Origin of the sequence: Enterobacter sp. ENT03 (genome assembly GCF_019218745.1) — a bacterium.
In the GTDB taxonomy this organism is placed as follows: Bacteria; Pseudomonadota; Gammaproteobacteria; order Enterobacterales; family Enterobacteriaceae; genus Enterobacter_D.
Genome location: NZ_JAHUXA010000027.1, coordinates 1 through 13,334 on the forward strand (window position 1 = coordinate 1; position 13,334 = coordinate 13,334).

Consider the following 13,334-nt stretch of genomic DNA (forward strand, 5'->3'; position numbering starts at 1 on the left):
CTATATCGTTGGATATTACAGCACGCTCAGGCCGCATGAATATAACGGTGGCTTACCCCCAAACGAATCGGAAAAACGATACTGGAAAAACTCTAACGCGGTGGCCAGTTTTTGTTGACCACTTCATAGGCTCTCCTGACTTCGTTAGTATCGATATGAGCTAAAGCAGCTTCAATCACGTCTGGTGGAAAACCTTTCTCGTTAAGCACTGTTGAGGCAATCGCTCTCATTCCATGAGCCACCAACAGATCTTTGAAGCCCATCCGTTTAAGCGCCATGTTTGCTGTCTGACTATTCATAGGTTCTAGTGGATTCCGGTAGCCGGGGAAAACATAATCTCTGTGCTTACTGATGGGCTTCATCACTTCCAGAATAGCCAAAGCTTGCTCAGAAAGTGGAACGATATGCTCACGTTTCATCTTCATGCGACCAGCAGGGATACGCCATTGTTTTGCGGCAAAGTCGATCTCATCCCAGCGAGTCGTTGACGCTTCGGCAGGTCGGATCATCGTTAGTAATTGCCATTCGATAAGACAGCGAGTTTGTCGTCCGATACTGGCAAATGCCAGAGTTTTCATCAAAAGGGGAAGTTGCTCTGGAGGTAGGGCAGGGCGGTGCTTTACCTTTGGTTTATGGAATGTTCGCCCGATTCGTGCTGCGGGGTTTACAGATACCAGCCCCGAATTAAGGGCGTAATCCATAACTTCATTGATACGCTGACTTAGACGTTTAACCGTTTCGAGTCTTCCGGCAGCGTGTGTTGGCTCTAATGCTCCGATGAACTGCTGAGCCGTAATGTTAGCAATGGGCATAGAGCCAATATGTGGGAATACATATTTACTCATAGAACGCCAGATATCGTTTAACGTATGAGTTGCCAGCCCCGCTGATTCTTTGGTTTTAAACCAGTCTCCTGCAACCTTTTCAAAGGTACTTTCTGTGGCACTTTTTTGCCGCAACTGCTCGGTTTTTTTATGCTCCTGCGGATCAATATCTTTGCTCAATAGAAGACGGGCATCTTCACGAAGTTGACGAGCCTCAGAGAGAGATACAGCAGGGTAAGCACCAAAGCTAATCATTGCGCGTTTGCGAGTGAAAGGTTTGTAATAGCGGAATCGCCAGAGTTTTGAGCCTCCGGGCTTAACCAGTAGCTCTAAGCCATCCCCGTCATACAGGATAGTGGCACGTTCAGTCGCTTTGGCATTTTTGACTTCGGTGTTGTTAAGGGGCTTTGTCTGACGCGCCATATTATTCTCCAATCACTGGTTAGGCATATGGCTCAGACGATACGATGGATTGTATGCCTAAAGATATGCCTAAAAATGTTGGATTTCACTGTATCAGCGTGGACTTTACTAGACAACAGAAAAACAGCAGGTCTACGCAACCCACTGTTAATTCTGTTTTTTATAGTCTTGTCTGGACTTCAGTAGACAAAACGTTGGGGATAATTTGGTCGGCACGAGAGGATTTGAACCTCCGACCCCCGACACCCCATGACGGTGCGCTACCAGGCTGCGCTACGTGCCGAACTGTGGCGATAATAGTACCCGTTTTGCGGCTGATTGCAAGCCGGGCAGCGCTGAGTGATTTATAATTAATCAATCAGTTAGCGATAAACCTTTTTTCATCCGTCAGTACCTGAAGCAGCAAACTGAGCTGCGGTTTCTGGTCACGGATCTTCTCGCCGCGCAGATTATAGGTTTCATAGGTGCCGTTATGATTTAGCACCAGCGTCATCGACGCTGTGGTGATGGCCAGCGTCGTGGCATCCGCCGCCGTCACCCAGTTATGGCGGCGGGTGGCGGTGAACAGATCCTGTCCTTGCGAGTACTCATTTGCCGGCGTGGTCACCTGTAACAACCGCTGCATCAGCGTGGTCATCACATCTTTATGATCGGTCAGCAGATTAATGCGCTGCGCAGGTGTACCAGGCCAGTGGATCACCAGCGGCACGTGCAGATTCGCGCGCGACCAGTCAAAGGTCTGTCCGGCTTTATCCACCGGCTGGCCGTGACCGGCAGTAATGATCACCACGGTATTATCCAGCTTGCCGGCATCGCGCAGGGCGTTAAGTACCCGCTCAATCTGCGCATCCACATCACTGGCCGCGCGGGCATAACGGCGGGCAAAGCCCTGCTGCTGCGTGTCGTCCAGCGTTGTACCGTTGAGCGCCACCCACGAGAACCAGCGGTTATCTTCGGCGGCATAGCGATCCAGCCAGTCGATCCACTGATCGGCAGTCTGTTTATCTGACTGTGATTTAGCAGGCGGCAGCGAGAAGTCCGACAACAGCGCCTGGCGATACAGCGCGCTGTTAAACCCATCGGAAGAGAACAGGCCGAGCTGATACCCCTGCTGATTCAGCGCGGTGATCAGCGCCGCAGGCGTGCGCGAAGACAGCACGCCGTCCATATAGGCAGGCGAAATGCCGTAGAACAGGCCAAACATTCCGCTATCTGTACCGTTGCCGGTACTCATATGCTGCGTGAAGGTGACGTTCTGCTGGGCGAAGTCTGCCAGCGCCGGCATCTGCTTTTCATAGCGCGAATAGTTAAGCCCATCGACGGTGATCAGCAGGACGTTCTGACCGCCACCCATGCTGCGATAGCGCAGATCGCTTAACGGATACTGCACCGACACCGCTTCCGGATTACCTTGCTCCACCAGGCGACGCTGATACTCCTGCGCATCCAGCAGCCCGTGTTTTTCCAGAAAACGGCGGGCCGTCATCGGATAAGAGAGGGGCAGGTTAGCGCGCTGCATGGTGATCGGGCGATAGAAGTTCGCATCCGCCCAGATATACATCAGGTGCGTGGCAATAAATGACACGAAGAAAAAGGCGGCAACCGGTCTGGCGTAGTGGCGACGACGCGTCAGGCTACGCAGTTTCTGCCAGCTCCAGGTGGCGAACAGCATTTCAATCAGCAAGATGACCGGGACGCTAATAAACATCAGCTGCCAGTCGCGGGCCATCTCGTTTTGATCGGGGTTGATCACCAGCTCCCAGACGATGGGATTTAAATGCAGGTGGAAGCGGGTGAAGACTTCGCTGTCGATCAGCAATAGCGTCATGCCAGCGGTGGCAAGGATCGCGGAGAACAGCCGCATCAGCCGCTGCGACATGATAATAAAGGTCAGCGGAAAGAGGATCAGCAGATAGGTGGCGAACACCAGAAAGCTGAAATGCCCGACAACGCTCAGGTACGAGTAAAACCGCCCGGCAAGCGTGGTCGGCCAGTCGGCGACAAAAAGATAGCGGCTGCCGAAAACCATGGACAACAGAATGTTGAACAAGGCAAACCAGTGCCCCCAGCTGACCATCTGGGAGACTTTTTCACGGTAGCGCTGACGATGAGTCACCATAAAATGTCGTCGTGTTCCTTAGTGCGCGTTATCGTCGTTAATGGACGACTGCAACGCCTGAGCAAAAGAGCGGGCGATGGCCTGACGCTGGGCAGGCGCGACGCTGGTGTTGATAAGATTGGTCACCATATTTCCCAGAACCATCAGGGAAAGATCGGTTGGCGTCTTATGTTTTTCCAGCACATTTGCCAGTTCACTCAGCAGTTGTTCAACGTGTTCATCACTATAGCGGGAAATTTGTGGCATAAATTCGGAATCAGTTTGTTCATGAAAGGGCAACATATTACCGTAGCAACAGCTTTTTTTCTGCATTTTTATCCGCTATTGCACAGATGTGCGGGTGGTGGTTGAATACCGCCCGGTCTAAAAGGAGAGTTTATCATGAGTCTGGACATCAACCAGATTGCCCTGCACCAGCTTATCAAGCGTGATGAGCAAACCCTTGAACTGGTGTTACGCGATTCATTGCTGGAACCGACGGCTACCGTCAACGACATGGTGGCAGAACTGCACCGGGTCTACAGTGCCAAAAATAAAGCCTACGGCCTGTTTAATGAAGAGAGCGAACTGGCGCAAGCGCTGCGCCTGCAACGCAAGGGCGACGAAGATTTTCTCGCTTTCAGCCGTGCGGCAACCGGCCGTCTGCGCGATGAGCTGTCAAAATACCCCTTCGCGGACGGCGGTATCGTGCTGTTCTGCCATTACCGTTACCTGGCGGTGGAGTACCTTCTCATTGCCGTGTTGAATAATTTAAGCAGTATGCGCGTCAATGAGGAGCTGGACATCAGCTCCACCCACTACCTCGACATCAACCATGCCGACATCGTGGCGCGCATCGACGTAACCGAGTGGGAAACCAACCCGGAATCGACTCGCTACCTGACGTTCCTGAAAGGGCGGGTAGGGCGCAAGGTTGCCGATTTCTTTATGGATTTTCTGGGTGCCAGCGAAGGCCTGAACGCCAAAGCGCAGAACCGCGGCTTGTTACAGGCGGTGGATGACTTTACGGCAGAAGCGGATCTGGATAAAGCCGAACGGCAGAGCGTCCGTCAGCAGGTGTACAGCTACTGCAACGAGCAGTTACAGGCTGGCGAGGAGATCGAACTGGAGTCCTTGTCGAAAGAGCTGGCGGGCGTCAGTGAAGTCAGCTTCCATGCGTTCACTGCCGAGAAAGGCTACGAACTGGAAGAGAGCTTCCCGGCGGATCGCAGTACGCTGCGTCAGTTGACCAAATACGCGGGCAGCGGCGGCGGGTTAACCATTAATTTTGACGCCATGCTGCTGGGCGAGCGCATTTTCTGGGATCCGGCGACCGACACGCTGACCATCAAAGGTACGCCGCCAAATCTGCGCGACCAGTTACAGCGTCGCCTGAGCGGCGGTAAATAAAAGCCATAAAAAAACCCCGCCGAAGCGGGGTTTTTTTCAACTTGCTGGCGATTACGCGCGAACGAAGTCGATGTGAGTCAGTTTTGGCTTGAACGGGTGACGCTGTACAGCCTGAACTTTAACTTTTACTTCTTTACCGTCAACAACCAGAGTCAGAACTTCGCCATAAAAACCGTCTTTGGCCTGGATGTTCATCACTTTGTCGTGGTCCAGTTCGATAGCAATCGGTGCTTCAGAGCCACCATAGATGATTGCCGGGAACTTGTTAGCGGTACGCAGGCGGCGGCTCGCACCCTTACCCTGCTCTTTACGTGCTTGTACTTCGATAGTAACCATTTGAATCTCTCTTCAATGAGTCCTGTTACAGGCGACCCAGCAACAGGCAGATGATCGGCTTTACGGTTGTAAAGCGGGCGGTATTCTATACTTCTAAACGCGTTACTTCAACGAAAAGCGCCGTTAGCCGCGTAATTCATTGGCGCGCCGGAAGCGCCCTTCATAATCGAATACTTTTTCGCGTACCTGCCAGAACTGGCCTTTTTTACGCGCGACGACAAAATCCGGGTGCCGGAGCAACGCGCGGGACGCGACAATATCCGCCGCCACGATCCATCGCAGCGGCACGCCCGGCGTGCGGGTATGGGGCCGAATAAACAGCTGTTCAAACGCGGTGCGCTGGGCGGGAGTCTGCAGACGGAAGCGCTCACTGACATCCGCGCCGTCTTCATCGTAATAGGTAATTTTCAGCCACGGGCCTTTTTCATCCGCGCAGTGCTGTAAATCCATACCGCTACAGCGCAGCACCAGCGCGTCTTTGAGTTTCAGCGCGGCCTTCAGCATATCGTCCGGATCCACCAGCACCGTGTCGCACTCGCGGCAGCGGCGGGCGGCAATATCGTTTTCCGCATTGCACTGCGGGCAGTTTTTAAAGCGGAAGCGGTAGTCACATTGTGCCCGGTGACCGTCGTCATCTTCAAACCAGCCCTGACAGCGACGACCAAAATGTTCAATCAGCGTCCCGTCGGCGGTGGTTTTTCCCCAGAAGGTATTGGCGAAACCGCAATCGGGGCAGAAGACCTGTACCGGCACGTTGTCGCTCTTGCCTTTTGGCGTGCCCACTTCCGGGGTATAGAGATCGTGCGGGTTACCGGCATAATCCAGGATCAGGCAGTCGGTCTTGCCGGGTGCCAGCCGCAGGCCGCGACCCACGATCTGCTGATAAAGACTGACGGATTCGGTCGGGCGCAGGATGGCGATTAAATCCACATGCGGCGCATCAAAGCCGGTGGTCAGCACGGAGACGTTCACCAGATAGCGAAACTGCTGCGCTTTAAACGCGTCGATCAGGGCATCGCGTTCGCTGCCCGGCGTTTCACCGGTGATAAGCCGGGCATCCTTCGCCGGCAGCAGGCCGGTTATCTCCCTGGCGTGCTCGACGGTGGCGGCGAAAATCATCACGCCTTTACGGGTGGCGGCGAACTCCTCGATCTGGCTGATGATATGCGGCGTGATACGCTGCTGTTTTTTCAGCTCACCATTAAGATCCGCTTCGCTGAACAGGCCATTGCGCTGCGCCTGTAAGCGGCTGAAATCATACTGCACCACCGGCATATCCAGTCGTTCAGGTGGCGTCAGGTAGCCGTGCTTGATCATATAGCGCAGCGGCAGCTCATAAATGCAGTCGCGGAACAGCGCTTTTTCATTGCCGCGCACCATGCCGTGATAGTGAAATTGATAGATCCAGCCTTTGCCGAGACGAAACGGCGTGGCGGTCAGTCCGAGCAGGCGCAGGTGGGGATTCACTTTCGTCAGATGGCTGAGAATTTGCTGGTACTGGCTATCATCGTCATCGCTGATGCGGTGGCACTCATCGACAATCAGCAGCGAAAACTCCCCCTGGAAATGGTCGAGATTACGCGCCACCGACTGCACGCTGCCGAACACCACTTTGCCGTGGCTCTCTTTGCGCTTTAGCCCGGCAGCGTAAATGTCTGCCTCAAGGCCCAGCGCCAGATATTTGGCGTGGTTTTGCGCCACCAGTTCTTTGACGTGCGCCAGTACCAGCACACGTCCGCGCGCCACGCGGGCCAGTTCGGCAATCACCAGGCTTTTACCCGCCCCGGTGGGCAGGACGATCACCGCCGGGTGGCGATGCTGGCGAAAGTGGGCGAGGGTGGCGTCGACGGCTTCACGTTGATAGGGGCGGAGTGTAAAAGTCATGGTCTCTTAAATATTCATCAGCAGACGAATAGTATGCCACGGTTTTTTTCCCTTGAGCGATACGCGCAGCCCGTTATACTTAGCCATTCAACAATGCTTCTTTTTTTTCGGGCCTTTAGCCCGACTCCGGCACCTTTTACAGGCAAATTAATATTCATGCGACTTGATAAGTTTATCGCTCAGCAGCTTGGCGTAAGCCGTGCTATTGCCGGGCGTGAGATCCGCGGCAGCCGTATCACCGTAGACGGCGAGATTGTGCGAAATGCGGCATTTAAACTGCTGCCCGACCATGAGGTGGCGTTCGACGGCAACCCGCTGGCGCAGCAGAATGGCCCGCGTTATTTTATGCTCAACAAACCGCAGGGTTACGTCTGTTCCACTGAAGATCCCGATCATCCGACGGTGCTCTATTTCCTCGACGAGCCGGTAGCGCACAAGCTTCATGCCGCCGGGCGTCTGGATATTGATACCACGGGTCTGGTGCTGATGACCGATGACGGTCAGTGGTCGCACCGCATTACCTCGCCGCGTCACCACTGCGAAAAAACCTATCTGGTGACGCTTGAATCCCCGGTCAGCGATGACACTGCGGAACAGTTCGCCCGCGGCGTGCAGTTGCATAATGAAAAAGATCTCACCAAACCTGCGGTGCTGGAGGTGATCACCCCGACCGAGGTGCGCGTGACCATCAGCGAAGGGCGCTACCATCAGGTGAAACGCATGTTTGCCGCCGTGGGCAACCACGTGGTCGGCCTGCATCGTGAACGTATCGGCGCCATCGCCCTTGACGATGATTTAGCCCCCGGTGAATACCGTCCGTTAACAGATGAAGAAATTGCCAGCGTTGGCATGCCTTCTGAACTTTCCCAGGAGTCCTGAGTGACCGCACGGCAAAACTCCCTGAGTATCGTCTTTATTCTTGGCCTGCTGGCCATGCTGATGCCGCTTTCTATCGATATGTATCTGCCCGCACTGCCGGTGATCGCCGAGCAGTTCGCTGTGCCGGCAGGCAGCGCGCAGATGACGCTCAGTACCTATATTCTGGGTTTTGCGGTGGGACAATTACTCTATGGCCCGATGGCTGACAGCATTGGTCGTAAGCCGGTGATCCTCGGCGGCACCCTGATTTTCGCTGCCGCCGCCGTCGCCTGTGCGCTGGCGCAAAGCATTGAACAGCTGATCACCATGCGCTTTTTCCACGGCCTGGCGGCGGCCGCCGCCAGCGTGGTGATCAACGCCCTGATGCGCGACATTTATCCAAAAGAGGAATTCTCGCGGATGATGTCCTTTGTCATGCTGGTAACGACCGTGGCGCCGCTGCTGGCACCGATGATCGGCGGGGCGGTGCTGGTGTGGTTCAGTTGGCACATGATTTTCTGGATCCTTGCCATTGCCGCGCTGCTGGCCTCGCTGATGATCTTCTTCTTCATTAAAGAGACGCTGCCGGTGGAGCGGCGACAGAAATTCCGCTTCCGCACCACGATTGGCAATTTCGCGACGCTGTTTCGCCACAAGAGCGTGCTGAGCTATATGCTGGCGAGCGGCTTCAGCTTCGCCGGGATGTTCTCCTTCCTCAGCGCCGGACCTTTTGTTTACATCGAGATCAATCACGTTTCGCCGCAGGATTTCGGCTATTACTTTGCGCTGAACATCGTCTTCCTGTTCATTATGACCATCATTAACGGGCGTTTTGTGCGCCGGGTCGGGGCGGTGAACATGTTCCGCGCCGGGCTGTGCATTCAGCTGGCGATGGCGATATGGATGGTCGTGTGTGCCGCGCTGGACGTGGGTTTCTGGGCGCTGGTCGTCGGCGTGGCGGCGTTTATCGGCTGCGTATCGCTGGTGGCCTCAAACGCGATGGCGGTCATTCTTGATGAGTTTCCGCACATGGCCGGTACGGCGTCATCGCTGGCAGGCACTTTCCGTTTCGGCATTGGGGCCATCGTCGGCGCGTTACTGTCGCTGGCGACCTTCAACAGCGCCTGGCCGATGATCTGGTCGATCGCCTTCTGCGCTGCCAGTTCAGTACTCTTCTATTTCTACGCCAGTCGCTCGAAAAAACGCGCCGCCTAATCCTTTCCAGGGGGCAAAAAATGCCCCCTTCGTTGATGCATATCAACCGATCCCGCGATCGCATTTCTCCGATTTGTTTATTTTATGTAAAATGTATTTGTGTAAAAAGTCACGCCGTTGTAGTTAAAAAGGTTGAGTTAGATCTCATAAACGGGTACATATAGCCTGTGAAGTTACATATGTAAATTAATTGTGAAGATTTTGCTCTCAGGGAAATAACGTGAATACATTAAACCTCTCTATCGTGCACCGGTTGCCGCAGAACTATCGCTGGCTGGCGGGAAGCGCAGGTTCGAAAGTTGAACCGATTCCGCACAATGGACAGAGCGGCGATAATTGTCTGGTTGCGTTGAAACTGTTAAGCCCGGATGGCGATAGCGCGTGGCCGGTGATGCATAAGCTCAGCGAGGCGCTAAGCGACATTGAAGTGGACTGCTCGGTGCTGGAATGTGAAGGCGAGCCGTGCCTGTTTGTTAATCGTCAGGACGAGTTTGCGGCCACCTGCCGCCTGAAAAACTTTGGCGTTGCCATCGCCGAGCCGTTCTCTAACAACAATCCCTTCTGAATCTCAGCTTAGCGACAGCAGCTGGCGCGTATAGGCCTGCTGCGGCTGGCTGAATACTTGCGCGCACTCTCCCTGTTCGACCACCTCTCCCTGCCGTAGCACCACCACCTGATGACAAAGCGATCGCACTACGCGCAGATCATGGCTGATGAAGATGTACGCCAGACGGTGTTTCTCCTGCAACGATTTTAACAGCGCGAGGATCTGCGCCTGCACGGTGCGATCCAGCGATGACGTTGGTTCATCCAGCACGATCAGCTCAGGCTTTAAGATCAGCGCCCGGGCAATGGCGATACGTTGCCGCTGGCCGCCGGAAAACTCCGCCGGATAGCGATGGCGGGTATCCGGATCAAGTCCCACCTCCCGCATTACCGCTTTCACCTGTTCTTCCCGCTCCGCCCGTGACAGGGCAGGCTGATGCACCCGCAACCCCTCTTCGATGATCTGCTGCACATCCAGACGGGGATTGAGCGAAGAGTTCGGATCCTGAAACACCACCTGCATCCGGTGACGCACCGGCAGCATCTGCCGCCGATCCCACGCGTGCAGCGGCTGGTTGTCGAATTCAATCTGTCCTTCGCTGTGAATTAGCCGCAGCAGCGCAAGCCCGGTGGTGCTTTTGCCCGATCCCGATTCGCCCACCAGTCCCAGCGTTTCGCCGGGGCGCAGGGTAAAGCTGAGATGATTAACCACCGGTTTTTTGCCGGTTACGCGACGGAAAAGGCCACTGCGCAGCGGAAAGGCGACGTTCAGATCCTGTACCTGCAACAGCGGCGGCAGGTCAGGGAGGAGCGGTACTGGATCGCCCACGGGTTCACTATCCAGAAGCCGCTGCGTATAAGGATGCTGCGGGCGGGCAAACAGTTCTGCGGCGCGGTTTTGTTCCACGCAGCGGCCGTTTTGCATCACCGCCACGCTATCCGCCAGCTTTTTCACAATGCTCAGGTTATGGGTAATAAACAGCAGCCCCATGTTCAGCTCATCACGCAGTTCGCGCAGCAGTTGCAGGATCTGTGCCTGCACCGAGACGTCCAGCGCGGTGGTCGGCTCGTCGGCGATCAATAGTTCCGGGCGCGTCAGCAGCGCCATGGCGATCATGACCCGTTGCCGTTCGCCGCCGGAAAGCTGATGCGGGAAATCGTTCAGCCGGGAACGGGCATTGCGGATACCCACGCGATCCAGACAATCAAGCATTTCGCTGCGGGCCGCCTCACGCCGCATGCCGCGATGCAGGGAGAGCACTTCGTAAAGCTGTTTTTCCAGCGTATGCAACGGGTTAAGCGACACCATCGGCTCCTGGAAAATCATCGCGATTTTGTTGCCGCGCACGCCGCGCAGGGTTTTTTCACTGGCATGAAGCAGCGAAGCGCCCTTGAACAGAATATCGCCGGTAGGGTATTCCACCGGCGGCGAGGGCAGCAGCCGCAGCACGGACAGCGCCGTCACACTTTTGCCAGAGCCGGATTCGCCCACCAGCGCCAGGGTTTCACCGGCATGGATCTGCAAGGAGAGATCGCTGACCACGGTGCGTAGTTGTTGCTGATGGCGGAACGCCACCGACAGGGAATTTATCGCCAGCAGAGGAGTGCTCATCTTAAACCGCCTTATTCGGATCAAAGGCGTCGCGCACCGCTTCGCCGATGAAAATTAACAGCGATAACAGCACCGCCACGGATAAAAAACCTGCGATGCCAAGCCAGGGGGCCTGGAGATTATTTTTGCCCTGTAACAGCAGCTCACCCAGCGACGGCGAACCAAGCGGCAGGCCGAAGCCAAGGAAATCCAGCGAGGTGAGGGTGGTAATAGAACTGCACAGAATAAAGGGGATAAAGGTCAGTACGGCGACCATGGCATTGGGCAGCATATGGCGCAGAATGATGCTGCGATCGCTGACGCCCAGCGCCTGCGCCGCACGGATATAATCAAAGTTGCGGGTGCGTAAAAACTCTGCCCGCACCACGCCCACCAGACTCATCCAGCCGAACAGCACCGTCACCGCCAGCAGCCACCAGAAGCCTGGCTGAATGACGCTGGAGAGCAGGATGATCAAAAATAGCGTCGGCATGCCTGCCCAGACTTCGATGACCCGCTGACCAAGCAGGTCGATGCGCCCGCCGTAATAGCCCTGGATCGCTCCGACCATCACGCCGATGACGCTGGAGCATAAGGTCAGCATCAGGCCAAACAGCACGGAAATACGCGTACCGTAGAGAATACGCGCCAGCACGTCGCTGCCGTTGGCATCGGTGCCCAGCCAGTTTTGCGCTGATGGCGGCGACGGGAACGGGGTGTCGGTGGCGAAATTAATGCTGCGCGCACCGAAGCGCACCGGCGCCCATAATACCCATGCGTGCTCCTCCAGCTGCTTTTGCAGCCACGGATCCTGATAGTCTGCCGGGGTGGCGAACTGTCCGCCAAATACCGTTTCGCGGTAATCCTTCAGCACCGGCGCGTACCACTGCCCCTCGTAGCGCACCAGCAGCGGCTTATCGTTGGCAATCAGTTCTGCGCACAGGCTGAGGGAAAACAGCACAAGGAAAATCCAGAATGACCAGTAGCCACGGCGATTCTGGCGAAAGCGCGCCCAGCGGGCCTGGTTAACGGGGCTTAATCGACGCATCAGCGACCCTCAAAATCAATACGTGGATCCACCAGCGTATAGCTGACATCGCTGAGGATATTCAGCAGCAGGCCAATCAGGGTGAAGATATACAGCGTGCCGAACATCACCGGATAATCCCGCGATACGGTGGCTTCATAGCCGAGCAGCCCCAGCCCGTTGAGCGAGAACATCACTTCGATCAGCAGGGAGCCGGTAAAAAACATGCTGATAAAGGTGGCCGGGAAACCAGCGATCACCAGCAGCATGGCGTTACGGAAGACGTGTTTGTGCAGGATATTGCGCTCGCTCACCCCTTTGGCGCGGGCGGTGACCACGTACTGCTTACGGATCTCATCAAGAAACGAGTTTTTGGTCAGCATGGTTAACGCCGCGAAGCCGCCGATCACCGTCGCCAGCACCGGCAGCGTGATATGCCACAGGTAGTCGGTGATTTTCTGATACCAGGGCAGGGTGTCAAAGTTAGCGCTCACCAGCCCGCGCAGCGGGAAAATATCGTAATAGCTGCCACCGGCAAATAATACGATCAGCAGTACCGCAAACAGGAACGCCGGAATAGCGTAGCCGATGATGATAAAGGCGCTGCTCCAGATGTCGAAGCGGCTGCCGTTGTGCACCGCTTTGCGGATCCCCAGCGGAATGGACACCAGATAGATAATCAGCGTGCCCCACAGCCCGAGCGTTATCGATACCGGCATACTCTCTTTGATCAGTTGCAGCACCGAGGCGCTGCGAAACAGGCTGTCGCCAAAATCAAAACGCAGATAATTCCACAGCATGGTGAAGTAGCGCTCATGCAGCGGTTTGTCGAAGCCATAACGTTTGGTAATTTCCGCGATCACTTCCGGATCCAGGCCACGCCCGCCGCGATAATTGCCTTCGCTGATGTTACCCACGCCGGTACGGGCATGGGACGCGCCCATACCGCCATCGCCGCCGCCGGGCATCGCGCCTTTCTGACCAAACTCGATAGCGGCAATCGCCTGATCCACCGGGCCGCCGGGGGCGATCTGCACAATGAAAAAGTTAATGGTGATGATCGCCCACAGGGTAGGGATCAGCAGCAGTAAACGACGAAGTACATACGCGCCCATCGTCTCT

General features: G+C 55.6%; 12 protein-coding genes and 1 tRNA gene. 4 read left to right on the forward strand and 9 right to left on the reverse strand.

The window, feature by feature from the left end; translation table 11 throughout:
• Window positions 1-92 precede the first annotated feature (92 nt).
• The 4 genes from KW828_RS20410 to KW828_RS20425 form a co-directional block, all read right to left on the reverse strand.
• A complete protein-coding gene (locus KW828_RS20410) occupies window positions 93-1,247 on the reverse strand; it encodes an integrase domain-containing protein (RefSeq protein ID WP_256350315.1) in 1,155 nt (384 codons plus the stop codon).
• 206 nt (window positions 1,248-1,453) lie between these two features.
• Window positions 1,454-1,530 (reverse strand) — tRNA-Pro (locus KW828_RS20415).
• A gap of 75 nt (window positions 1,531-1,605) precedes the next feature.
• Window positions 1,606-3,366 carry an LPS biosynthesis-modulating metalloenzyme YejM gene (gene yejM / locus KW828_RS20420; protein ID WP_218338080.1) on the reverse strand — a complete coding sequence of 587 codons (1,761 nt, stop codon included), beginning with the start codon at window positions 3,364-3,366 and terminating at the stop codon, window positions 1,606-1,608.
• A gap of 18 nt (window positions 3,367-3,384) precedes the next feature.
• Entirely contained in the window at window positions 3,385-3,612 is a 228-nt protein-coding gene (locus tag KW828_RS20425; RefSeq protein WP_088219526.1) for a YejL family protein, read from the reverse strand.
• A gap of 135 nt (window positions 3,613-3,747) precedes the next feature.
• Here KW828_RS20425 and yejK point away from each other — a divergent pair, with 135 nt between their 5' ends.
• Window positions 3,748-4,755, forward strand: coding sequence for a nucleoid-associated protein YejK (yejK, locus tag KW828_RS20430; protein WP_218338081.1), 1,008 nt, complete (start codon window positions 3,748-3,750; stop codon window positions 4,753-4,755).
• A gap of 51 nt (window positions 4,756-4,806) precedes the next feature.
• On the opposite strand, the gene rplY is transcribed toward yejK, so the two are convergent.
• Window positions 4,807-5,091, reverse strand: coding sequence for a 50S ribosomal protein L25 (gene rplY, locus KW828_RS20435; RefSeq protein WP_218338082.1), 285 nt, complete (start codon window positions 5,089-5,091; stop codon window positions 4,807-4,809).
• Window positions 5,092-5,214: 123 nt separating this feature from the next.
• Window positions 5,215-6,975: a DEAD/DEAH box helicase gene (locus KW828_RS20440; RefSeq protein ID WP_218338083.1), complete on the reverse strand. Its 1,761-nt coding sequence runs from the start codon at window positions 6,973-6,975 to the stop codon at window positions 5,215-5,217.
• A 156-nt stretch (window positions 6,976-7,131) separates the two neighbouring features.
• Between KW828_RS20440 and rsuA the strand changes: the two genes are divergently transcribed.
• The 3 genes from rsuA to KW828_RS20455 all read left to right on the forward strand — a co-directional run bounded on the left by rsuA (window position 7,132) and on the right by KW828_RS20455 (window position 9,613).
• A complete protein-coding gene (gene rsuA, locus KW828_RS20445) occupies window positions 7,132-7,854 on the forward strand; it encodes a 16S rRNA pseudouridine(516) synthase RsuA (protein WP_218338084.1) in 723 nt (240 codons plus the stop codon).
• Window positions 7,855-9,048, forward strand: coding sequence for a Bcr/CflA family multidrug efflux MFS transporter (locus KW828_RS20450; RefSeq protein WP_218338085.1), 1,194 nt, complete (start codon window positions 7,855-7,857; stop codon window positions 9,046-9,048). It abuts the gene before it with no gap.
• A 220-nt stretch (window positions 9,049-9,268) separates the two neighbouring features.
• Window positions 9,269-9,613 (forward strand): YejG family protein, encoded by a 345-nt coding sequence (locus KW828_RS20455; RefSeq protein ID WP_218338086.1) that lies wholly within the window; start codon window positions 9,269-9,271, stop codon window positions 9,611-9,613.
• 3 nt (window positions 9,614-9,616) lie between these two features.
• Here the strand turns inward: KW828_RS20455 and yejF are convergent, their stop codons facing one another.
• Genes yejF through KW828_RS20470 form a run of 3 tightly spaced genes read right to left on the reverse strand, consistent with a single transcriptional unit; the run spans window position 9,617 to window position 13,327 of the window.
• Window positions 9,617-11,206, reverse strand: a complete 1,590-nt coding sequence (gene yejF / locus KW828_RS20460) for a microcin C ABC transporter ATP-binding protein YejF (RefSeq protein ID WP_218338087.1) — start codon at window positions 11,204-11,206, stop codon at window positions 9,617-9,619.
• Window position 11,207: 1 nt separating this feature from the next.
• Window positions 11,208-12,233 (reverse strand): microcin C ABC transporter permease, encoded by a 1,026-nt coding sequence (locus KW828_RS20465; protein WP_218338088.1) that lies wholly within the window; start codon window positions 12,231-12,233, stop codon window positions 11,208-11,210.
• Window positions 12,233-13,327 carry a microcin C ABC transporter permease YejB gene (locus KW828_RS20470; RefSeq protein ID WP_218338089.1) on the reverse strand — a complete coding sequence of 365 codons (1,095 nt, stop codon included), beginning with the start codon at window positions 13,325-13,327 and terminating at the stop codon, window positions 12,233-12,235. Before KW828_RS20470 ends, KW828_RS20465 begins: the two co-directional genes overlap by 1 nt.
• Window positions 13,328-13,334 lie beyond the last annotated feature (7 nt).

Bases quoted from the DNA above. Each gene is read 5' to 3' on its own strand.
- KW828_RS20465 (WP_218338088.1), bottom strand. From the start codon at position 12,233: ATGCGTCGATTAAGCCCCGTTAACCAGGCCCGCTGGGCGCGCTTTCGC.
- yejF (WP_218338087.1), bottom strand. From the start codon at position 11,206: ATGAGCACTCCTCTGCTGGCGATAAATTCCCTGTCGGTGGCGTTCCGC.
- yejM (WP_218338080.1), bottom strand. From the start codon at position 3,366: ATGGTGACTCATCGTCAGCGCTACCGTGAAAAAGTCTCCCAGATGGTC.
- yejK (WP_218338081.1), top strand. From the start codon at position 3,748: ATGAGTCTGGACATCAACCAGATTGCCCTGCACCAGCTTATCAAGCGT.
- rsuA (WP_218338084.1), top strand. From the start codon at position 7,132: ATGCGACTTGATAAGTTTATCGCTCAGCAGCTTGGCGTAAGCCGTGCT.
- rplY (WP_218338082.1), bottom strand. From the start codon at position 5,091: ATGGTTACTATCGAAGTACAAGCACGTAAAGAGCAGGGTAAGGGTGCG.
- KW828_RS20440 (WP_218338083.1), bottom strand. From the start codon at position 6,975: ATGACTTTTACACTCCGCCCCTATCAACGTGAAGCCGTCGACGCCACC.
- KW828_RS20470 (WP_218338089.1), bottom strand. From the start codon at position 13,327: ATGGGCGCGTATGTACTTCGTCGTTTACTGCTGCTGATCCCTACCCTG.
- KW828_RS20425 (WP_088219526.1), bottom strand. From the start codon at position 3,612: ATGCCACAAATTTCCCGCTATAGTGATGAACACGTTGAACAACTGCTG.
- KW828_RS20410 (WP_256350315.1), bottom strand. From the start codon at position 1,247: ATGGCGCGTCAGACAAAGCCCCTTAACAACACCGAAGTCAAAAATGCC.